The sequence below is a fragment of the Sphingobacterium micropteri genome (genome assembly GCF_014692515.1).
Taxonomy (GTDB): domain Bacteria; phylum Bacteroidota; class Bacteroidia; order Sphingobacteriales; family Sphingobacteriaceae; genus Sphingobacterium; species Sphingobacterium micropteri.
This window is the reverse complement of the sequence record NZ_JACOIK010000001.1, coordinates 151,062-172,392: the sequence shown is the minus strand read 5'-3', so window position 1 is coordinate 172,392 and position 21,331 is coordinate 151,062. Positions and strand designations below refer to the sequence as shown.

Genomic DNA, 21,331 nt, shown 5'->3' with positions numbered 1-21,331 from the left:
AAATACGGTTTTAAATTTTTACTTTTGTGTATGTTTGAGCCGATTCCGTTGAATTTACCCCCATATTCTTCTAAAATAACACAAAAGCTAGACAAGCTGTTTATTTTTGACGAGCTGCGAAAAAAGGATTTGGTACTCACACCGGAGGAATGGGTAAGGCAGCATTGGGTACATTATCTCCATAAACACAAAGGCTACCCAAAATCGTTGATGCATATCGAAGGAGGACTGAAATTGAATACGTTGCGAAAACGAAGTGATTTGTTGGTTTTTAACAACAGCGGAAAAAAAATACTTTTGGCAGAGTTTAAATCGCCTACTGTCAAAATTACCGAAAAAGTGTTTCAGCAAATTGCTAACTACAACAGCGTCCATAAAATACCGTTACTCGTGGTTAGCAATGGCTTAAACCACTATTATTGCCGTATACATTTCGAAGAAAATCGGTTCGAGTTTTTATCCGAACTGCCAAATTACAATTCGGTTCTAAATTTGTAACACATATTGAAATTATAATTTTATATTAGTCTTTGGAAAATAGAAAAAACAGAACAGCATGAATATAGATAAAAACGAATTTAGAAAATATGCTATCAAGCATCATCGTATCGGAAGTCAACATGTAGACGGTTTTATTTCTCGTGTACAACAAAACATGCCAACAAACCTCACCCCTTACATTATTGAGGAGCGCCAGTTAAATGTTGCACAGATGGATGTATTTTCACGCTTGATGATGGACCGTATTATTTTTCTAGGGGATGCAATCAATGACCAAGTGGCGAATATCGTACAGGCACAGTTGTTATTTTTACAGTCTACCGATGCTCAGCGCGATATTCAAATCTATATTAACTCGCCAGGCGGAAGCGTATACGCTGGATTAGGTATTTACGACACCATGCAATATATTGCACCGGATGTAGCTACCATCTGTACCGGCATGGCGGCTTCCATGGGCGCTGTATTGCTAGTTGCCGGCGCGAAAGGTAAACGCGCTGCCTTAAGACATGCCCGTGTAATGATTCACCAACCATCTGGTGGCGCACAGGGTGTGGCGTCCGATATGGAGATCAATCTGCGCGAAATGTTGAAATTAAAAGAAGAATTGTACACCATCATTTCCGAACATTCGGGTCAGTCCTACGAATGGGTAGAAAAGTCATCCGATCGTGATTATTGGATGAAAGCATTGGAAGCGAAAGAGTTTGGTATGATTGATGAGGTATTATTACCCAAAAAAGAAGTTAAATAACAATTAATCAATGAGTAAGATTAATAATAGAGACGTCCGTTGCTCCTTTTGCGGCATCAGTAAAAATGATGCCCAGATGCTTATTGCGGGTGACGGGGCTCATATTTGTGATCGCTGCGTGACACAGGCCGGTGAGATTTTGGCCGAAGAGCTGAAACAACGAAAAAGCAAATCGTTGCAAACAACCTTAAAGTTAGTCCGTCCGACAGAGATAAAGCAACATCTTGACCAATATGTAATCGGTCAGGACGACGCCAAAAAAGTGATTTCCGTAGCGGTATATAACCATTACAAACGGCTAAACCAAAAGGTGGATAAAGATGAGATTGAGATCGAAAAGTCCAATCTCATTATCGTAGGAGAAACTGGAACCGGAAAAACATTGTTAGCAAAAACCGTTGCGAAGATATTAAATGTTCCTTTCTGCATTGTTGACGCTACGGTACTAACCGAAGCGGGCTACGTTGGAGAGGATGTGGAAAGTATTTTAACCCGCTTATTGCAAGCAGCGGATTACGATGTTGCAGCGGCAGAAAGAGGTATCATCTATATTGATGAGATCGATAAAATCGCCCGGAAGAGTGACAATCCTTCCATTACACGAGATGTATCAGGCGAGGGTGTACAACAAGCGTTATTGAAAATTCTAGAGGGTACAAACGTAAATGTACCTCCACAAGGTGGTCGTAAACACCCCGACCAGAAAATGATTTCCGTGAATACCAGCAATATTCTCTTCCTTTGTGGAGGAGCATTCGACGGCATTCAAAAGAAGATAGCCAATCGCTTGCGCACACAAACAGTCGGCTATAAAATGAAGGAGGAAGAACAGGATGTCGATCTTAACAACCTGTATAAGTATATTACGCCACTAGACTTAAAGAACTTCGGACTTATTCCGGAACTAATTGGTCGTTTGCCCGTATTAACGTATTTGAATCCGTTGGATAAAGAGACCTTATTAAGTATCCTAACAGAGCCCAAAAACTCCTTAATCAAGCAATATGTAAAGTTATTCCAGTACGAGGATATTGAATTGGTGTTTGATAAAGATGTTTATGATTTTATTGTAGATAAAGCATGGGAATTCAAACTAGGTGCCCGGGGCTTACGTAGTATTTGTGAGGCCATCATGCTTGATGCCATGTTTGAACTACCGACAAGTAAAGAGGTGGATAATGAAAAAGTTCTGCATATAACGCTCGATTATGCGAAGCAGAAGTTTGCAAAATCAGACATAAAAAAATTGCATGTCGCTTAAAACACAATCTGCATGCAGGCGTGTGCAGCATTTATTTTAATGAAAAATCCCTCAACAATGTTGGGGGATTTTTGTATTTTGAAACCATTGTTTTATTAATCGAAAAGCGCTATGACGAAGAAGAAGAAAACAGTAGAGACGCCGGTTACACCCGGATTAAGTACGAAAGAGGATATTGTTACGAACTGGTTGCCCCGCTACACGGGATGCCCACTGGAAGAATTTGAGCCGTACGTATTGTTGACGAATTTTTCGAAATATGTCAAAATGTTTTCCGAGATGCATGACAATGCGCCTATCTACGGCGAAGATAAAGCCATGCAAGCCTGTACCGCCGGTGGCATAACCATGATCAATTTCGGCATGGGAAGCCCGATGGCAGCGACCGTGATGGATCTTCTATCTGCCATTGCCCCGCAAGCCGTTTTGTTCTTGGGCAAAACGGGTGGATTAAAAAAGAAAATTCCTGTTGGAGAACTTATTTTACCTATTGCCGCGGTGAGAGGTGAAGGTACATCCAATGACTACTTTCCACCTGAAGTTCCGTCGCTCCCCGCCTTTGCTTTGCAAAAAGCAATCTCTACAACAATCCGGGATTATTCATTGGACTATTGGACGGGTACGGTTTATACGACCAATAGGCGCGTGTGGGAACACGATAAAGCGTTTAAAAAATACTTGAAGAGCATACGGACAATGGCCGTTGACATGGAAACAGCGACCATATTTAGTGTGGGGTTCGCCAATAAAATTCCAACCGGGGCTCTCCTACTAGTCTCCGATCAGCCTATGGTACCGGATGGTGTAAAAACGGCGGAAAGTGATCTATCGGTAACGGAGAAATATGTGGAAACCCATCTCAAAATCGGAATAGACGCCCTAAAGCAACTTATCAATAATGGGTTAACCGTTAAACATTTGAAGTTTTAGGTTTAATTTTATTGTTTCGGTTCAACTTGCTGGATGACGTAAATATCTTCGTTATCCTTTTTCATTTTGTAACGTTCTCTGGCGATACGTTGAATTTCACGAGGACTGTACTGTACATCTTTTATGGCTTGCTCTATCCGGGTAATTTCAGATTCGTAGAATTCCCTTTCGCGTTCTAATTTATTTTTTTCCTGTTGATAGGCAAATTGTGTGCTGAAATCGTATCGATCAAAAAAACACATCCAAATAAAAAACGCTACACCTGCGATAAGGTATTTATTCTGAATCAAAGCAAGGAACCGTTCCATAAAGGCAAAGTTTAAAAATCCTGCCATAAAGATAACTTTTATTTTATCCTTTTTTTAGAAAAAAGGACAGAAAAAATCGTCGCTGCGGATATTTGACATAAGGAATAGTACTAAGGATAGACTTCTACAATTGTCAAACATACGGATGCGACAATTCGTGTTAAGGAGGGATCCTACAAGTTTTTAACCCGTATCCTTATAAATAAAAAGGAAAGCATTAAGCTTCCCTTTTTATTGTTATTAAAAAATTTCAAATGTTACTTAATTGCAAATTTGAAGTCTTTACCGATAAACCGTGCGTTATCGCCTAATTCTTCTTCAATGCGCAACAACTGATTGTATTTCGCCATACGATCAGAACGCGATGCTGAACCCGTTTTGATCTGTCCACAATTCAATGCGACAGCTAGATCGGCAATAGTAGAATCTTCTGTTTCTCCTGAACGGTGAGACATTACCGAAGTATAATCAGAGTTTTGTGCTAACGAAACAGCATTGATGGTTTCCGTTAACGAACCAATTTGATTAACTTTCACCAAAATGGAGTTTGCGGTATGGTTATCAATACCTTGTTGCAGACGTTTTGTATTCGTTACAAATAAATCGTCACCAACTAGTTGTACGCGGCTACCAATTTTATCGGTTAACAATTTCCAGCCTGCCCAGTCGTCTTCCTGCATACCATCTTCGATAGAGATGATTGGGTATTTTTGTGTTAATTCTTCTAAATAAGCGGCTTGTTCTTCTGAAGTCCGAACGGCACCGTTTGCACCTTCAAATTTCGTGTAGTCGTATTTTCCATCTACATAAAACTCTGAAGAAGCACAGTCTAACGCTAAGCAAATATCAGTACCTGGTTTATAACCCGCTGTTTCGATTGCTTTTAAGATCGTTTCAATAGCATCTTCCGTACCATCAAATGTCGGTGCGAATCCGCCTTCATCTCCCACCGCTGTAGAAAGATTACGATCATGTAAAATTTTCTTTAAGCTATGAAAAACCTCTGTTCCCCAACGTAGCGCTTCGGAGAAGGAAGGTGCACCAACAGGCATCACCATAAATTCTTGAAAAGCGATAGGTGCATCAGAATGAGAGCCGCCGTTAACGATATTCATCATCGGAATAGGCAATGTATTCGCGTTTACACCTCCAATATAACGATATAATGGTTGGTGAGATTCTTGTGCAGCTGCTTTAGCAACCGCCAACGACACACCGAGTATAGCGTTAGCACCCAAATTGCCTTTATTCTCTAACCCATCTAAGTCGATCATGATCTTGTCAATTGTATTCTGTTCGAACACATCAACACCCTTCAATGCCTCGGCAATTTTTGTATTTACGTTTTCTACTGCCTTTAAGACACCTTTACCCAGATATCTAGTTTTATCGCCATCACGTAATTCAACTGCTTCGTGCACACCTGTAGAAGCACCAGATGGTACCGCTGCACGACCAACAAAACCATTTTGTGTGGTTACATCTACTTCAACTGTCGGGTTTCCGCGCGAATCCAGAATCTGGCGCGCATGAACATCAATTATTAAACTCATTTTTTTATTGTCTTATATTAGTTTCTTTCCCAATCTTAGTGTATAATAAACACTAAGATAGCATTTATAATTAGCATAGTCAAACCTAAATAAATTCATTTCGTTCTCCTCAGCCATCCAGAACTATTTTATAGCGGAAATGTATGCATTTTCTCTTTATTATTACGCTTTCACCATAGCAATGAAATCATCAAACAGGTAGCGTGAGTCGTGAGGACCTGGCGATGATTCCGGGTGATACTGTACGGAGAAGGCTTTCTTTCCTTTTAACCGGATTCCCTCAATCGAATTATCATTTAGGTTGATGTGCGTCACCTCTACTTTGTCTGACTTCTCCAGATCTTCCGCTACGACACTAAATCCGTGGTTTTGTGAGGTAATCTCACACCGATTTGCAATTATATTTTTTACCGGGTGATTTATACCGCGATGTCCATTATGCATTTTTTCTGTACGGATTCCGTGTGCCAAGGCTAGCATCTGATGCCCCAGGCATATACCAAACATCGGCTTGTCTGCGGCTACGATCTCTTTGATCGTCTCTATCGCATAATCTATTGCTGCCGGATCACCAGGACCGTTGGATATAAAATATCCGTCGGGATTCCATTCCTCCATTTCTTTAAAGGTAGTCTTGGCTGGAAATACTTTAGCATAGACTTGGCGTGCATCAAAGTTGCGTAAAATATTCTTTTTGATTCCTAAATCTAATACGGCTATACGGGTAGGAGCACCTTCTTCTCCGTAAAAATAAGGTTCTTTAGTCGATACGACAGAAGATAACTCTAAACCCTCCATAGACGGCACTTGTGCGAGTTTGGCCTTCAATTCGGCGACATCCAACGTTTCCGATGATATAATGGCATTCATCGCACCTTTGTTTCGTATGTGACGCACTAATGAACGGGTATCAATATCCGATATGCCAACTAAATTTTCTTCTTCAAAATAGGTTTGAATAGATCTGTCTGCCATCTGACGGCTATAATTGATATTATAGTTTTTGCAGACCAAACCGGCAATTTGAATTTTTTCAGATTCTGTATCGTCCTCGTCGATTCCGTAATTACCAATATGCGCATTGGTCGTTACCATGATCTGCCCGTAGTAGGATGGATCTGTAAAGATTTCCTGGTAACCGGTCGTACCTGTATTAAAACAGATCTCGCCTGTCGTTGTACCGATTTTTCCGGCTGCCTTACCGTGATAAACCGTTCCATCTTCAAGCACCAAAATGGCTGGTAGTTTACTGTAGTTGGTCATTCGCTTATTCCTCTATTTAAATATTTCCTGTAATCTTTTTCTTGTAGCTATAGACATAAAAAAAGCCCAAACGGGCTAAAAATAAATCAAATATGTAGTGAATCAATGTAAACATTGAAACTTTGCGATATTGCGACGAGACATGTTACCTGATTTTTCACGGGAGACAAAGGTAACAAATAAAACGTTCTTTCACAAATGATGAGATATAAATTATAACTCTTCTAATATCTCTTGTACCCGGCCAATCTGCCCGTCATCCAACCGCACCTTAATCCCGCGATGATGAAAAGGTGCCGAAGTAAGCAAATCCTTTACAATACCTTCTGTCAATTTACCGGTACGTTGATCTTTTTTTAACACAATATTCACCACCATGCCCGGCTTTATATGTGCTCTCGTTTTTCCGTCCATTTTTTCTCGTAATTCGTGATCAGTGCAGTAATCAGTGATCAGTAACAGTTTTAGTATTTTAACTTTTTAACCCCCTCACTTTCTAATCCCTCATCACTCTTAACGCATTACCACTTAATAATATCATTACCAAGTGTAAATAACATCAATGCTATTAAGATGAAGAAACCAACCATTTGGGCTTTCTCGAGGAAGTTATCACTTAATGGTTTCCCCTGAATCATCTCGACCAACAAAAACAACACGTGACCACCATCCAACGCAGGTATCGGGAGTAGGTTCATAAATGCCAATGCCATGGAAAGCATCCCAACTAAACTCCAAAACTTACCCCAATTCACTTCCGTACCAAACATCTTGGCTATTCCTACCGGTCCGGACAAGGCTTTATCCGCACGCACATCACCTTTAAAGATCTTACCAAAACCTTTTATATTAACAGTAATCACTTCGAAAGCTCGTTTCGCGCCAATAGGCAGGGATTCTAAGAAGCCATATGTATGTGCGGTTATCGGCAATTCTTCCGTCATCAAGATGACACCAATCGTAGCGGTAGAATCTACCCCGCCTGCCAGGCTCAGTTCCCGGCCGTCTCTTATAATATTAATATTTATCGATTTATTGACATTCTTTTTAATCTCGTCCGAAAATTGATCAAAAAATATCGTTGGGGTACCATTTACGGCAAGAATACTATCTCCAGTTTGAAATTGCATACGCTCCGCCTCGGAACCTTTCTGGATTTCGCTCACGCTTCTCATTTTACGGCGAGGCTGCGCAAATTCAAATGCTTTATGATCGGCCACCTTATTTAGAATATCAGAAGGTATGCTGATTTCTCGCTGATTCCCATCTCTTTCTATCGTAAGAATCGCACCGCCCATCATGACTTCTGCACCCAATATATCCGTATGGAAGGCTATTGCGGGTTTGCCATTGACCATCAAGATCTTATCTCCGGGTTGGATACCAACCTCCTTACCGATAATACCGGGAGCCACACCATAAGCTAATTTGCTGTTATCAATATCACTTTCTCCATAACTAAACGCTAACATCCAAAAAACAACGATTCCCACGATGACGTTGACAATGATCCCGCCCAGCATCACAATAAGACGTTGCCACGCAGGTTTAGAACGAAACTCCCATGGCTGGGGTTCTTGTTTCAGCTGCTCGGTATCCATAGATTCGTCAATCATACCCGCAATCTTCACGTATCCACCCAACGGCAGCCAACCAATCCCGTACTCACAGCCTTTATAGTTAAACTTAAAAAGTTTGACTCCCCATGCATCAAAGAAAAGGTAGAATTTTTCTACTTTAATACCGAATGCTCTCGCAGCCAGAAAGTGTCCCAGCTCGTGCAATATTATCAAAATCGACAGGCCTAAAATCACCTGTCCAATCATTATCAATGTTCCCATTTATTAAATTAATCTTCTTATTTCTTATTTTGCTAAACTTCGTGCCACAATCCTTGTCTCCTTATCTATGGCTAACAAATCCTCCAAAGAAGGGTTTTTGACCATTTTTTGCTGACACATTGTCGCTTCAATCAAATCACTCATCCCTAAAAAGGAAATTTCATCTGCCAAGAACGCAGCCACCGCAACTTCATTCGCGGCATTCAATACACAAGGCCGGTCTCCACCATCTCTCAGGGATTGATATGCGAGTTCCAAATTACGAAAAGTATCTTTATCCGCCTCCTCGAAAGTCAAAGAAGTATACTTCATAAAGTCAAACCGTTCGAATGAATTTGATTGACGATACGGATAGGTCAATGCATGCTGAATCGGCAGTTTCATGTCTGGCACCCCCATTTGCGCTTTCATGGAGCCGTCCTGAAACTGCACCGCCGAATGGATAATCGATTGGGGATGAACAATCACATCAATCTGCTCTACAGCCAGATTAAAAAGCCATTTTGCTTCAATCACTTCTAATCCTTTATTCATGAGAGACGCAGAATCTATGGTTATTTTAGCACCCATCACCCAGTTAGGATGTTTCAATGCTTGCTGTTTCGTAACAGTCGCCAAAAAATCACGATCTTTTCCTCTAAACGGCCCCCCGGAAGCAGTCAGGTATATTTTTTCTATCGGATTATGCTGCTCACCTACCAAACATTGAAATATAGCGGAATGTTCGGAATCCACCGGTAACATAGCGACACCGTATTGATGAACCAAATCCATCATCAAAGCACCTGCCACTACTAAAGTTTCTTTATTTGCCAGCGCAATATCTTTTCTCCGCTCTATCGCTTTAACCGTCGGGCGTAGGCCCGCCGACCCCACAATGGCGTTTAGAACCATATCAATTTCCTCAAACTGCACGACTTCTTCCAAACCCTTTTCACCAGCGAGCACGGTTATTCCCAAACCTTCTAGTGCACTTTTTACCTGTGTATATTTTTCTTCGCAGACAATCACGACCGCTTTTGGTCTAAACTCCTGTGCTTGAGCAATCAACAGATCAGCATTTGCACTCGCAGTCAACACCGAAACCTCCAACAACTCCGGCAATGCCCTTATTACGTCCAAAGCTTGCGTACCTACGCTCCCCGTAGAACCTAATATGGCAATATTTTTCTTCTTCAAAATACCTGTTTAAATTATATTCCTTAATAATTGTGGATCATCCCCTCCTTTGTAATCTTTCATCATATTATGATAAGCCGTTGCCATCACCAGACTGACCGATGGTATAATCACAAATGTATTGATCGCACTGAAGATTTTCGCGATAATAAAGTAACCTAAATACTCAAATGAGACCTGAAGCATATAAGCTGTTCCGACCACAAACAGGAGTAACAACAAGTTCAGAACATTACCCTTAGTCAGCGCTATACTTAAACGGCAGGCCCGAAAAAGATTATATTTTTTATCCACGATAAAATAGGGAAAAAAAGTAATGCGAAGCAATACAAACATCATAATCAAACCCGTTAGAAACGGATTAACTTCCATACTCAATGTTTCCATATCCGCTCCCAAATACAGTAACGGAAAACTCAACAAGGAGGAAAGCAGATAGACGATCCCTAATAAAAAAGAATAGAGTATAAAGCCCATCAGAAAATTCACAAACTGTTTTGCCGATGGAATATAATCTTTGAAATCTGCGTGCTCAACACCTCTGGCAAGCAATAAAGCTCTTTTTATCAGTACCAATTGCGTTCCGAAAAACAACGTTACAAAAACAAAACATAACAATCCTTTCACGACACCTCCACTGGCCTCTGCCAATGTAAAGGCCAAATAGGATGATAGGCTGGATGTAATAAATAATAAAAAGCAAAGTCCTGCAATTGAAAAGTAATGGCTTTTCAAGAGACCTATAGCTTTTATAAAAACCTCGTTTGCCTTAAATGTGCTTTGCTTTAAATATTGTAACATGCTGACAAATAATTATGCAAACCTAAATAAAATGCCCTGCATTCACTAACCGAATTTTAAATGAGTTCGTGCATACTTCTTGAAATAAACATAAATGCATAATACCTAAAAGAAAAAACTAGGATGCGTAATTTATTTAAAATCTTCCGGCACCGCTTTCTCCAACAGGTACTGATAATAAAAGCGAACCCGCTCTTTAAAATCATACGCTGTTTTTGAGCGTGCAAACCCATGACGGCTACCGGGATAAATCATGAACTCAAATGGAACTTCGCCATCTGTCAATGCATCCACCAATTGCATGGTATTCTGCATATGTACATTATCATCGATATCCCCATGCATAATCCGAAGTCTCCCTTTATATTGATTAACATAGGTCAATACCGAGCCGTCATGATATCCCTGCGGATTATCTTGCGGTGTATCCATCCATCGCTCGGTGTAGTGGGTATCGTATAACTCCCAACTGGTAACAGGAGCACCTGCAATACCATAATCAAAATAAGCTGCTCCTTTTGTCAATGCTAAGCAGGTCATATAACCGCCATAACTATGTCCTGTAATCAGTAGCTTATCGTCTGCTACCCATGGCTTTGCTTTTAACCATTTTGCTATGGTAATATAGTCTATCATTTCCCATTTACCCAAGTTTCTATGCATCCACGCAACACCTTGCTTACCAAAATGTCCGGAAGCACGGTGATCACAGGTAATCTGAATAATGCCTTCTTTTGCCCAATATTGGCTCGAAGTGCCTTTCCATGTATTTTTCACCGTTCCGGCATCTGGTCCACCATAGATACTCATAACTACCGGATACGTCTTCGTTTCGTCAAAATCTACAGGATAGGTTATAATAACGGGTAAATCAAACTTCCCGTCATCCGAAGGGATCGTAAAATATTCGGTTTTACCCACATTGTACTGATCAAAGTCAATGGACTTACTGTCCGCCAATTCTTTTACCAGCTTACCTTTGTTATCTAACAACGCAATTTTATTGGGAGTAGATACATTGGAATAGTCCGTTATAAAATACCTCCCATCTGGAGAAACTTTTACCTGATGTGTATAGTTACCAAACGTTAAGCGTTTCAATCCCCTTCCGGAATAGTCTACGCGATAAAGGTCTACTGTGGCGGAATTTTCCTTACGAGCGGTAAAGTACACCACTTTGTGTCTCTCGTCTATGAGCGCTAATGATGTCACCTGCCAGTCGCCCGACGTTAGTGGGTTAACTAACTTACCATCCAATGTATAAAGATAATAATGTGCCCATCCCGTACGATCTGATTTCAAAATATAGTGTTTATTGTCCGCCATGTAGGTTATGCGCTCACTATGATCTAGGTTAATCCAAGTCGGCTGCTGTTCGTCATATATTTCGTTTTTAGTACCATTGATAGGATTGACCGAATAGAATTTCAGATTCGTCTGGTCCCGGTTCATCCACTGTACCATGATGGATTGGCTGTCGAAACTCCAATAAGGCTCTCCAAAATATTGGTCGTCTTGCTCGTTAAAGTCCGCCCAAATAATTGGTGATCCTTCTACTTTTACAAAACCTATTTTTACTTCTGGATTCGGATCTCCTGCTTTGGGGTAACGTGTCTCTTCCAAATAACCGTGCTGTCCTTCAGAAACGTAAATGGGAAACATCGGCACTTGCGTGTCATCAAAGCGCATAAAAGCTAATTGTTTACTATCTGGTGACCACCAAAATGCTTTATAATTTGTCGCACGTCCTAAAATTTCTTCATAATATACCCAGGAAGACCAACCGTTGTAGATAACATCTGTACCATCTGACGTATAACGAACTTCATTTCCATCGTCTATTTTGACACTATATAGATCGTTATTGCGTGTAAACGCTACATATTCTCCATCTGGCGATAACGTGGGATTCTTTTCTTCCACGTCGGGGGAGTGTGTCAAGCGTCTATCCGGACTATTTCCGTAACGGATGTAAACATCATTATTCTTAACAAACACTTCCGTGTCCGATTTAACAGGCGGTGTATAGGGTGTACGCTTACCCGTTGTCACATGTATTTGATAAAGCCGCCCATCTTTACGATCACGCTCGATATAATGATCGTTGTCTGCCCAACCTGTATATTGGTTGATCGGTTTGGTGACCGATATTTCCTGACCCCACGATTGCGCAAAATTCAATGCTTTCTTTTGGGCACACACTGGAGCTGTGAATAATAGCCCAACTACGACGAGCGAATTAATGATAACCTTATGCATAATTGACATTAATAAGCCACGAAATTAACAATAATATCATAAAAAAAGCCACTTCATAGTGGCTCCATATGTTTTCTAAGTTCAAATATGTTAGAAAGAATAATCGTCCTTCTGCGCATATTCGGCGGAGTCCTCTTGATTTGGCTCATAGCGTTTTTCAACAACTTCCTGGTTAGCCTTAATATAGTCCACCACGTCTGTCAATCCTTCAGCAAATTTTTCAAAATCTTCTTTGTACAAGAAAATCTTGTGCTTAATAAATTGTCCATCTTCAAAACGTTTTTTGCTTTCTGTGATGGTTACATAGTAATCGTTAGAACGAGTTGCCTTTACATCAAAAAAATAAGTACGCTTTCCCGCTCTCACCTTTTTTGAAAATACCTCTTCACGCTCTTTGTTTTCAAAATCTCCCATTAGTATTGTAAGTATTTAAGTTTAAATCCTTTTTCGCTATAAATATATAATAATTAATTTCATGTTTCCAAATTTAATTAAAAAATGTTCGTTTATTTTTATATACGTCTTCTGGTAGTCCATGCAGGTTTCGCCGAAAAAAGTACGGTGTTTACCGAAAAAGTGCATCGTATTGCCTATTTTGGCTAACGTATTATTAAGTATTGCATTACTTTTGAATCAAACATATAACAGTAGTAGTAATGGAAAGAGAAAGAGATCATAAAACACCACCTCCTATTCCCCCTCGCGGTAACAATAAAAGCGCAAATATCGTTGGGTTTGCGATTGTATTCCTGGGCGCGGCGCTCTTGATGCGCAACCTGGATCTAGGCTTGCCGTTTGTAAGAGAAGTCTTTGGTTGGGAGATGATTTTGATTATCATCGGGATCGTGATCGGAATCAACTCTAAGTTTGAAAACAAATCCTCCGTCATATTAATTGCCATGGGGGGACTATTTGTTATCAAAAGATTAATTGATCTTCCTTTTTGGGGGGTTGTCTTCCCCATCGCAGCTATTACCATAGGTATCTATTTTATCGTGCGGAACCGGAACCAATCTACCACTCCCCCTGTTCCACCCATTCCTCCTCAGCCGTCTAGAAGCTGGGAAGTCGATGAATTTGACTGGGATAAACGTGTGGACATCTATACAGAACCAGAGACCACGACCTATGCTCCGCCGTTTCAGCAGCCCGATAACCAAGGAGATAACGGAGACCGTCAACGCGAGAAAAAGGGGTATGTCTACGAAGGTGAGAATTATATTAAGGTAGAATCGATATTTGGCTACGCCAAGAAAATTGTTTTTTCCAAAAATTTTCTCGGTGGCAACATGACCAATCTTTTTGGTAGTACCGAAATCAACTTGCTACAAGCTGACATCAAACAACCTGTTGCACTAGATGTATTTCAATTATTTGGCAGCACAAAGATTATTGTACCGCCGCACTGGATAGTAGCAACTACAGCATCGTCAATTTTGAGTGAAAATGACGACCGCCGCGCTATCCTCACGAATGTAAAGGATCAGAACAAGTGCTTATACATCACAGGCACATCCATATTTGGCAGTATCACGATAAAAAATAGTTAATGTAAGATGACCTTCAAACTAACTACAAAAAACCGTTTGATACATGTTAGTGCATGGACGATCTGCATCTTGTACTTTGCCGTTTCTTATTTTTTACTGTGGTGGGACCTCAGTCCGAAACCAATCTCACCTTATGAGCCTTTAGTTGGTGCACTGTCCATAACGATCTGTTGTTATCTTATATATAGCACACTTCAATTCTATTTACCACGCAAAAACCAGTATGTAAAAATTATCGTGATATGCCTGACGTTAACGGTCGTTAGCATAGGGTTGTCCATATTCTTTCTAAACCAATTTTTTGACGACATTTCGCTTACCCATTTCTACGAAGTCTTGCCCTACCGCTTTATCATCAACTTCTTGTTGTTGCTGTGCATAACTATTATCAATGTTTTTTGGAATATTCAGGAAGAATATGAGGAAAATAAAAAGAGAAAGGAGGAATCCGAGCGTATTTTACGGGATGCAGAATTGTATAATTTACGCCAACAGCTTCAGCCTCATTTTTTATTCAACAGTCTTAATTCTATCATTGCCCTCATCGGCATCAAGCCAGATGAAGCACGCAATATGACATTTCAACTTTCCGATTTCTTACGCGGAACAATGCGGAAAGATGATAAACAGTTGATTCCACTCACGGATGAAATCGCGCACTTAAGACTCTATCTTGATATAGAAAAAGTACGGTTCGGACATCGCTTAACGACGACTTTTCATTTGCAGGAGGAGGCAAATCAAGCTAAGGTTCCTTCCATGATTATCCAACCGTTACTGGAAAATGCCATTAAGTTTGGCCTGTACAATGTGATTGGTGAAGTTGAAATCACCATCGATATCCGTGTAGAAGATTACATGCTGTATATCGCGATTACCAATCCGTTTGATGCCGATCAGTTCGAAAGCCGAAAAGGTACTGGGTTCGGACTTTCCAGTATTCAACGACGGCTGTTCCTGCTATATAGTCGTACAGACTTATTGGAAACTTCTATTCATAAAAATACATTTACTTCGACCTTAAAAATCCCACAATATGATTAAGACTATTATTATAGACGACGAGCCCTTAGCACGGATGGTTATCGCTGAATATTTACAACCACAAGAGGACATTGAGTTAGTTGCTGAATGTGGAGATGGTTTCGAGGGGGCAAAAATGATTCAACAGATGCGTCCTGACCTCATTTTTCTAGATATCCAAATGCCAAAACTGACTGGATTTGAGATGTTAGAAATCCTCGACGAGATGCCGAACGTCATATTTACGACTGCTTTTGATGAATTTGCGATCAAAGCTTTTGAGAAAAACGCAATAGATTATCTCCTCAAACCCATCAGCAAGGACCGGTTTGAACAAGCATTAACGAAATTCAGAAACAACCATCAGGGCAACACATCCAAGGAGACTTCCGCAAAACTGGAAGCTGTTCGAGCGGAAGAAACATTAGAACGTATTGTGGTTAAAAATGGCTCGCAGATTAAGATTATTCCCGTGCAGCAAGTTCTTTTTTTGGAAGCGTATGACGACTATGTAAAAATCCACACAAAAGACGGTATGTTTCTGAAAAACAAAACGATGAGTTCGTTCGAGAAACAACTAGATCCGAAACAATTTGTCCGGGTACATCGTTCGTTTATCGCTAAAGTAGATCAACTTGCCAAAATTGAACCGATGGAAAAAGAAAGTTACATCGCCACTTTGCTGACAGGCGAAAAAATCAACATCAGTAAATCGGGATACGCGCGTTTAAAACAAATAATTGGCTTATAAACATTTGTTTGCGTAGTTTTGCGGTATGATTCGCAAGTTATTTTTCTTACTGTTGATGTGCGTTGCGCTGACGGGATTTGGACAAACGAAAACAGAAGAGGTCAATCGAGCTGTTTTCAATAAAATAGAATTTTTCATCAACACGCAGATGACCGATTCGATATACAATTTAGCTTCTGCGGGCTTTAAAGAGCAAGTCACTAAAGATCAGCTTTCCTTTATGTTGCAAAACCTTTACCAGTTGGGTAGAATAACAGATGTGGAAGTAGAAGATTTTAAAGGCCAGATCGCCACTTATCGCGTATATTTTACCGACGAGCGACAATTGCTTGCGAAACTGGCCGTAGATAGTACATATCGCTATACCACTTTGGCTTTTACCGCTGCCGACAACAACAGCAAAGAAATTGAAAAGCCAGAAAAGGAAGAAGTAATCAGTCAGGTAGAAACAGAAACACCGCTAGATTTCTATATAGACTCTGTCGCCAACAGCTATATTAAAAAGGGCAATACGCAGTCTTTAGCTGTAGCGATTTTCCATCGAAATAAATACAAAACATTTCTGTATGGAGAAACGGAGAAAGGAAATAACACACTTCCCGCTGAAAATACACTGTACGAAATTGGGTCAATTACCAAAGTATTCACAGCGACATTGCTTGCTGATCTCGTTACAAAAGACGTTATTCAGCTAGATGATCCTATAACAACATTTCTACCGGATTCCGTTGCTTCCAATCCGGCGCTTAAAGGAATTACGTTTAAAAGCTTAGCTAACCATACTTCAGGTCTTCCCCGCATGGCAGGCAACTGGGATCGCATTGCAGGATTTGACGAAAAAGATCCATTTGCGGCTTATGATCAAAAAGCTCTTTTCAATTTTCTCCAGCATTACAAGGCTTCCCGGGAACCAGGAGATGAATATGAATACAGCAATCTCGGCTATGGCCTACTGGGTGAACTAATCGCAATTATAAATAAGAAACCGTATATACAGTGTTTACAGGAAACCATTCTCACACCTTTACAGCTTCATAACACGGTAGACACGCCAAATGATCAAAAACAGCAGGCGGTGCTTCCCGGATTAGATAAACAAGGAAACATAACGCCGTTGTGGCGCTGGAAAGCGATGATGGGTGCAGGCGGTCTAAAATCCAATATAAAAGATCTTATGCTATTTGCTGTCGAACAATTTAAAATGCCGGAAAACGAACTACAGAACGCGATGGCCTTGACAAGACAATTTACGTTTTTCACCCCCGATAATATGGATATTGGTTTGGCTTGGCATATGAATATGCTCGACGGTATTATATATTTTCATCACACGGGAGAAACAGCTGGCAGCAGTTCCTTTATCGGCCTCTCTCCAGACACCAAAACAGTAGTCGTTATTTTATCTAATGCTGCTGAAAGTGTGCATCCCATCAGTACGGAAATTATGGAGAAATTGTTAGCGGAATAAAAAAATTGCCTAAGTTTGGATAGAAATCAACTTTATAACATAAAAGATATATTATCGTGAAAAAACGCATTGCTATTTTTGCTTCCGGCTCAGGTTCAAATGCACAGAAAATTATGGAGCATTTTAAATATTCCAATCTGGCCGAAGTAGCTTTGGTGTTGAGTAATAATCCTGAAGCCTATGTTCTACAACGTGCCGATAACTTCGAAATTCCATCTCATGTTTTTGACAAGAAAACATTTTATGAGACGGATGAACTCATTGATATTTTAAAACGCTTAGAAATAGACCTCGTTGTTTTAGCTGGTTTTTTATGGTTAGTTCCTGAAAATCTGTTAAAGGCATTCCCCAATAAAATCATCAATATCCATCCTGCTTTACTTCCTAAGTACGGCGGTAAAGGAATGTATGGCGATAGAGTACATAAAACTGTTCTTGAAGCCGGAGACGAAGAGCATGGCATCACTATCCATTTCGTGAATGAAAACTTCGATGAAGGGGAGATTATCCACCAAGCAAAATTCAAGATCGAACCAAACGATACGTTGGACGTCATTAAATTCAAAGGACAGCAATTGGAGCATCAATATTTCCCAAAAATTATCGAGAATTTATTGAAAAAATATAATTAACGGGATTTTTAATCCTGCTCATATATTTATTTCTCTACCGTAATTGTAGTGAACGTTCTGTCCACAGTCTCTCCTGTTTTACTTTTAACAGTTTCCGTCTGTGTTTCTGCCTCCACGAGACAGAATGCAGTATTATCGAAAAGTTTTTTGATTTTTTCGTCGTTGTAAAGTGTAAAACCAAATTGAACGAAGGGCAGTTGTTTCATAAAATCTCCTTGAGCGTAGGTAATATTTAATATCCCCCCTGGCTTTATCACACGGTACAATTCCGTTAACAACTCTTCCGGTTCCTTCCAGAAATAAATTGTGTTTACTGTAAAAACCTTATCAAAGAAATTGCTTTCGAAGGGAATGTGTAAGCCATCATACAAATAGAAACTAGCCTGTCCGTTATCGAAAAATTGCTGATTTAAACGTTGTGCTTCTTCCTGCATAAGAGCAGACATTTCCAAACCGTAATAACTTAAGTTACTTTTTTGTTCAAGCAGTTGTACAAGATGACCACAATTGCCATGTCCGAGCTCCAAAATGCGTTCTCCTGCTTGTAGGTTCAGTCGTTTTATGGAATGAAGCGTCATGTTGATATTCGTTTCATTCATCATTTCGGCAACTTTAACACCTTTATCACCTTGTGGTTGCCGTAGTTGCGAAGCTAATTCTTGTAGTTCTTTGTTGTCGGCCATCGTACTTTCTCCCATTTGTTCCTTAAAGCTGTTTTATCTTGATATTTCGGAAAGATACTCCCCGCGACCAGTCCTGAAGAGCAATTCGTCCTTTGCTATGTTTTCCGAATTCTGGATAGTCCTTAAATGCACTTCTAGTAACTAAATTCTTCCAGGTTGTGGAGTTGAAATCTACTTGAGCCGTCATATTACCATTAAGATAGAATTCCGTTTTTCCATTCTTTTGTATAATCCGAGAATGGTTCCATTGACCTACTTTTTTCGTGTTGACGAAGTTCTTCTGCGGGAAAAATGTATATAAACAGCCTGATCGTTTCAACGGCTTTTCAAAATCGGCATGTGAATCTTCCAAAAGCTGATATTCCGGGCCTGAATGGTAGGTTGCATCAATATCCGGTCGTTCCTGAACGTTCACAAAAACACCGCTATTTCCAACTCTCTCCAATTGCCAATCAAATGTCAACTCATAATTTTCAAATTCTTTATCTGTGACCAAATCTCCTTTTTTGAGATCACTGTTGGAATCGCAATAAAGAACACCTCCCCGTACGACCCAAGCAGATGACGTATTACCGCGGTTATACACATGCCAATTGGACAAGGACTCTCCATCAAAAAGCAATTCCCATCCCTCTTTTTTTTCATCGTCACTTAGTGTATTTGGTGCTGTATCCATCGAATCACCACACGCTGAAAAAGATAATAAAATCGAAAGGCAGAAGAGTTTAATTACATTTATATTATTAATATGCATATAGATAAGATTGTACATTCATAGGAAGATCCGATTTTTCACGATTCGGCTTCGTTATAATCTATTCTTTATCGACCTACAGCATAAATGTAGAAAATATCACTGAAATTTAAAAGGCAATGTTTTTTCCAACGCTTAAATTCTTATCTTTGTCACTCCAAAAATTGAGCAATGAAATATCCATGTTTGTCACAACACAAATGCAAATGAGTATGATCTGGGTATTCCATATGGTCTTTAAAAAACAATGTTTACACATATGAATCATCCTGTTAAGATTAAAAATGCTTTGGTGTCTGTATATTACAAAGACAACTTAGCCCCCCTCATTAAACTACTACATAAATTCGGAGTTACTTTCTACTCTACAGGCGGTACGGAAGCGTTCATCCGTGAACAAGGAATCGACGTTATTGCGGTTGAAGATCTAACCAGCTACCCTTCTATTTTAGGTGGCCGTGTCAAAACGCTACATCCGAAAGTATTTGGCGGCATATTAGCACGTCGCCCGTTAGCAGGTGATCAACAACAATTGGCGCAATACGAAATTCCGGAAATTGACCTCGTTATTGTGGACCTCTACCCATTCGAAGAAACAGTATCTTCTGGCGCTTCAGAACAAGATATTATCGAAAAGATTGATATCGGCGGCATCTCTTTGATCCGTGCTGCCGCGAAAAATTTTAACGATGTCGTTATTATCTCGTCTAAAAGTGATTACCAAGAGCTTGAAACTATTTTGGCGGCGCAAGAAGGGCAAACGACATTGACACAACGTAAAGAGTTTGCCAAACGTGCATTCCATACTTCTTCTCACTACGATACAGCGATTTTTAACTATTTTAACCAAGAAAATCCTCTTTCCGTTTTTAAGCAATCGGTTCAACAGGCACAGACACTGCGATACGGCGAAAATCCACATCAAAAAGGAACTTTCTTCGGCGATTTGGACGCTATGTTTGACAAGTTAAATGGAAAAGAACTTTCTTACAACAATTTGGTGGATGTGGACGCAGCCGTTGCTATTATTGATGAGTTTAACGATCCGACATTTGCCATTCTAAAGCATACAAACGCTTGCGGTGTGGCTTCGCGTCCTACCATCAAACAAGCGTGGACTGATGCCTTGGCATGTGACCCAGTATCGGCATTTGGAGGTGTATTGATCACCAACGGAGAGATTGATCAGGAAACAGCAGAGGAAATCAATAATCTTTTCTTTGAAGTACTTATTGCCCCTTCCTATACGGAGGAGGCGTTGAATGTATTGACGACAAAGAAAAACCGTATCATTTTAAAACGTAAGGATGTTCAGTTACCTAAAGAGCTGTTCAAAACGTTATTGAACGGTGTTATCGTACAGGATAAAGACCACACGGTAGAAGGCCCTGAGGCGATGACTACGGTCACCGAAAATCAACCAACTGCAGCGCAATTAAATGATCTTTATTTTGCGAATAAAATTGTAAAGCATACCAAATCGAATACGATTGTTTTTGCGAAAAACAATACCTTGATTGCCTCGGGTGTTGGGCAAACATCACGTGTAGATGCTTTGAAACAGGCTATCGAAAAGGCACAATCTTTCGGTTTCGATATTAAAGGAAGTGTAATGGCGTCCGATGCCTTTTTTCCCTTCCCAGACTGTGTAGAAATTGCGGGTAATGCTGGCGTAGCGGCTGTACTACAACCGGGTGGATCGATTAAGGATCAGTTATCTATTGATATGGCAAACGAAAAAGGAGTAGCCATGGTCATCACGGGTGTAAGACACTTTAAACACTAAAATATAAAAGAAGGGCGGTGCTTCCGTTATGGCA

The 21,331-nt window shown here is 40.2% G+C and carries 21 protein-coding genes; 10 read left to right on the top strand and 11 right to left on the bottom strand.

Going from position 1 to position 21,331, the window contains the following annotated elements:
* The first annotated feature begins 30 nt into the window (after positions 1-30).
* The 4 genes from H8B06_RS00665 (at position 31) to H8B06_RS00650 (ending at position 3,446) form a co-directional block, all read left to right on the top strand.
* A complete protein-coding gene (locus tag H8B06_RS00665) occupies positions 31-498 on the top strand; it encodes a type I restriction enzyme HsdR N-terminal domain-containing protein (RefSeq protein WP_130141016.1) in 468 nt (155 codons plus the stop codon).
* 58 nt (positions 499-556) lie between these two features.
* Positions 557-1,255: an ATP-dependent Clp endopeptidase proteolytic subunit ClpP gene (clpP, locus tag H8B06_RS00660; RefSeq protein WP_190992354.1), complete on the top strand. Its 699-nt coding sequence runs from the start codon at positions 557-559 to the stop codon at positions 1,253-1,255.
* Positions 1,256-1,265: 10 nt separating this feature from the next.
* The gene (clpX, locus tag H8B06_RS00655) at positions 1,266-2,516 is read left to right on the top strand and encodes an ATP-dependent Clp protease ATP-binding subunit ClpX (protein WP_190992353.1); all 1,251 of its coding nucleotides are present in this window, start codon (positions 1,266-1,268) and stop codon (positions 2,514-2,516) included.
* A gap of 111 nt (positions 2,517-2,627) precedes the next feature.
* Complete coding sequence (locus tag H8B06_RS00650) at positions 2,628-3,446, top strand: AMP nucleosidase (protein WP_190992352.1); 819 nt, start codon at positions 2,628-2,630, stop codon at positions 3,444-3,446.
* Positions 3,447-3,454: 8 nt separating this feature from the next.
* Here H8B06_RS00650 and H8B06_RS00645 read toward each other — a convergent pair whose 3' ends face one another.
* The 9 genes from H8B06_RS00645 to H8B06_RS00605 form a co-directional block, all read right to left on the bottom strand.
* Positions 3,455-3,781 carry an FtsB family cell division protein gene (locus H8B06_RS00645; protein ID WP_223857395.1) on the bottom strand — a complete coding sequence of 109 codons (327 nt, stop codon included), beginning with the start codon at positions 3,779-3,781 and terminating at the stop codon, positions 3,455-3,457.
* A 230-nt stretch (positions 3,782-4,011) separates the two neighbouring features.
* Entirely contained in the window at positions 4,012-5,307 is a 1,296-nt protein-coding gene (gene eno / locus H8B06_RS00640) for a phosphopyruvate hydratase (RefSeq protein WP_190992351.1), read from the bottom strand.
* 162 nt (positions 5,308-5,469) lie between these two features.
* Complete coding sequence (gene carA, locus H8B06_RS00635; RefSeq protein ID WP_130141022.1) at positions 5,470-6,570, bottom strand: glutamine-hydrolyzing carbamoyl-phosphate synthase small subunit; 1,101 nt, start codon at positions 6,568-6,570, stop codon at positions 5,470-5,472.
* A gap of 213 nt (positions 6,571-6,783) precedes the next feature.
* Complete coding sequence (locus H8B06_RS00630) at positions 6,784-6,984, bottom strand: YwbE family protein (RefSeq protein WP_190992350.1); 201 nt, start codon at positions 6,982-6,984, stop codon at positions 6,784-6,786.
* Positions 6,985-7,091: 107 nt separating this feature from the next.
* Positions 7,092-8,411, bottom strand: coding sequence for an RIP metalloprotease RseP (gene rseP / locus H8B06_RS00625; protein ID WP_190992349.1), 1,320 nt, complete (start codon positions 8,409-8,411; stop codon positions 7,092-7,094).
* Between the two features lie 24 nt (positions 8,412-8,435).
* Positions 8,436-9,590: a 1-deoxy-D-xylulose-5-phosphate reductoisomerase gene (gene dxr / locus H8B06_RS00620; protein WP_190992348.1), complete on the bottom strand. Its 1,155-nt coding sequence runs from the start codon at positions 9,588-9,590 to the stop codon at positions 8,436-8,438.
* A 9-nt stretch (positions 9,591-9,599) separates the two neighbouring features.
* Positions 9,600-10,391, bottom strand: a complete 792-nt coding sequence (locus tag H8B06_RS00615; protein WP_190992347.1) for a beta-carotene 15,15'-monooxygenase — start codon at positions 10,389-10,391, stop codon at positions 9,600-9,602.
* Positions 10,392-10,523: 132 nt separating this feature from the next.
* Positions 10,524-12,650, bottom strand: a complete 2,127-nt coding sequence (locus H8B06_RS00610) for a S9 family peptidase (protein ID WP_190992346.1) — start codon at positions 12,648-12,650, stop codon at positions 10,524-10,526.
* A gap of 90 nt (positions 12,651-12,740) precedes the next feature.
* Complete coding sequence (locus H8B06_RS00605) at positions 12,741-13,064, bottom strand: DUF3276 family protein (RefSeq protein WP_130141028.1); 324 nt, start codon at positions 13,062-13,064, stop codon at positions 12,741-12,743.
* Between the two features lie 242 nt (positions 13,065-13,306).
* On the opposite strand from H8B06_RS00605, the gene H8B06_RS00600 reads away from it, so the two are divergent.
* Genes H8B06_RS00600 through purN form a run of 5 tightly spaced genes read left to right on the top strand, consistent with a single transcriptional unit; the run spans position 13,307 to position 18,074 of the window.
* A complete protein-coding gene (locus H8B06_RS00600; protein WP_190992345.1) occupies positions 13,307-14,200 on the top strand; it encodes a LiaF transmembrane domain-containing protein in 894 nt (297 codons plus the stop codon).
* Positions 14,201-14,206: 6 nt separating this feature from the next.
* Positions 14,207-15,244: a sensor histidine kinase gene (locus H8B06_RS00595; RefSeq protein ID WP_190992344.1), complete on the top strand. Its 1,038-nt coding sequence runs from the start codon at positions 14,207-14,209 to the stop codon at positions 15,242-15,244.
* Entirely contained in the window at positions 15,237-15,974 is a 738-nt protein-coding gene (locus H8B06_RS00590; RefSeq protein ID WP_190992343.1) for a LytR/AlgR family response regulator transcription factor, read from the top strand. Before H8B06_RS00595 ends, H8B06_RS00590 begins: the two co-directional genes overlap by 8 nt.
* Before the next feature lie 25 nt (positions 15,975-15,999).
* Complete coding sequence (locus H8B06_RS00585; protein ID WP_190992342.1) at positions 16,000-17,442, top strand: serine hydrolase domain-containing protein; 1,443 nt, start codon at positions 16,000-16,002, stop codon at positions 17,440-17,442.
* A 56-nt stretch (positions 17,443-17,498) separates the two neighbouring features.
* Positions 17,499-18,074: a phosphoribosylglycinamide formyltransferase gene (gene purN, locus H8B06_RS00580; RefSeq protein WP_130141033.1), complete on the top strand. Its 576-nt coding sequence runs from the start codon at positions 17,499-17,501 to the stop codon at positions 18,072-18,074.
* A 26-nt stretch (positions 18,075-18,100) separates the two neighbouring features.
* On the opposite strand, the gene H8B06_RS00575 is transcribed toward purN, so the two are convergent.
* Both H8B06_RS00575 and H8B06_RS00570 read right to left on the bottom strand, forming a co-directional pair.
* The gene (locus H8B06_RS00575; RefSeq protein WP_223857394.1) at positions 18,101-18,772 is read right to left on the bottom strand and encodes a class I SAM-dependent methyltransferase; all 672 of its coding nucleotides are present in this window, start codon (positions 18,770-18,772) and stop codon (positions 18,101-18,103) included.
* A gap of 7 nt (positions 18,773-18,779) precedes the next feature.
* Positions 18,780-19,433, bottom strand: coding sequence for a 3-keto-disaccharide hydrolase (locus H8B06_RS00570; RefSeq protein WP_190992341.1), 654 nt, complete (start codon positions 19,431-19,433; stop codon positions 18,780-18,782).
* A 337-nt stretch (positions 19,434-19,770) separates the two neighbouring features.
* On the opposite strand from H8B06_RS00570, the gene purH reads away from it, so the two are divergent.
* Positions 19,771-21,297: a bifunctional phosphoribosylaminoimidazolecarboxamide formyltransferase/IMP cyclohydrolase gene (gene purH, locus H8B06_RS00565; RefSeq protein WP_190992340.1), complete on the top strand. Its 1,527-nt coding sequence runs from the start codon at positions 19,771-19,773 to the stop codon at positions 21,295-21,297.
* Positions 21,298-21,331 lie beyond the last annotated feature (34 nt).

Bases quoted from the DNA above. Each gene is read 5' to 3' on its own strand.
- carA (WP_130141022.1), bottom strand. From the start codon at position 6,570: ATGACCAACTACAGTAAACTACCAGCCATTTTGGTGCTTGAAGATGGA.
- H8B06_RS00665 (WP_130141016.1), top strand. From the start codon at position 31: ATGTTTGAGCCGATTCCGTTGAATTTACCCCCATATTCTTCTAAAATA.
- H8B06_RS00630 (WP_190992350.1), bottom strand. From the start codon at position 6,984: ATGGACGGAAAAACGAGAGCACATATAAAGCCGGGCATGGTGGTGAAT.
- rseP (WP_190992349.1), bottom strand. From the start codon at position 8,411: ATGGGAACATTGATAATGATTGGACAGGTGATTTTAGGCCTGTCGATT.
- H8B06_RS00595 (WP_190992344.1), top strand. From the start codon at position 14,207: ATGACCTTCAAACTAACTACAAAAAACCGTTTGATACATGTTAGTGCA.
- clpP (WP_190992354.1), top strand. From the start codon at position 557: ATGAATATAGATAAAAACGAATTTAGAAAATATGCTATCAAGCATCAT.
- H8B06_RS00600 (WP_190992345.1), top strand. From the start codon at position 13,307: ATGGAAAGAGAAAGAGATCATAAAACACCACCTCCTATTCCCCCTCGC.
- H8B06_RS00610 (WP_190992346.1), bottom strand. From the start codon at position 12,650: ATGCATAAGGTTATCATTAATTCGCTCGTCGTAGTTGGGCTATTATTC.
- H8B06_RS00645 (WP_223857395.1), bottom strand. From the start codon at position 3,781: ATGGCAGGATTTTTAAACTTTGCCTTTATGGAACGGTTCCTTGCTTTG.
- clpX (WP_190992353.1), top strand. From the start codon at position 1,266: ATGAGTAAGATTAATAATAGAGACGTCCGTTGCTCCTTTTGCGGCATC.
- H8B06_RS00570 (WP_190992341.1), bottom strand. From the start codon at position 19,433: ATGGATACAGCACCAAATACACTAAGTGACGATGAAAAAAAAGAGGGA.
- H8B06_RS00590 (WP_190992343.1), top strand. From the start codon at position 15,237: ATGATTAAGACTATTATTATAGACGACGAGCCCTTAGCACGGATGGTT.
- H8B06_RS00585 (WP_190992342.1), top strand. From the start codon at position 16,000: ATGATTCGCAAGTTATTTTTCTTACTGTTGATGTGCGTTGCGCTGACG.
- H8B06_RS00615 (WP_190992347.1), bottom strand. From the start codon at position 10,391: ATGTTACAATATTTAAAGCAAAGCACATTTAAGGCAAACGAGGTTTTT.
- eno (WP_190992351.1), bottom strand. From the start codon at position 5,307: ATGAGTTTAATAATTGATGTTCATGCGCGCCAGATTCTGGATTCGCGC.
- H8B06_RS00575 (WP_223857394.1), bottom strand. From the start codon at position 18,772: ATGGGAGAAAGTACGATGGCCGACAACAAAGAACTACAAGAATTAGCT.
- H8B06_RS00650 (WP_190992352.1), top strand. From the start codon at position 2,628: ATGACGAAGAAGAAGAAAACAGTAGAGACGCCGGTTACACCCGGATTA.
- H8B06_RS00605 (WP_130141028.1), bottom strand. From the start codon at position 13,064: ATGGGAGATTTTGAAAACAAAGAGCGTGAAGAGGTATTTTCAAAAAAG.
- purH (WP_190992340.1), top strand. From the start codon at position 19,771: ATGAATCATCCTGTTAAGATTAAAAATGCTTTGGTGTCTGTATATTAC.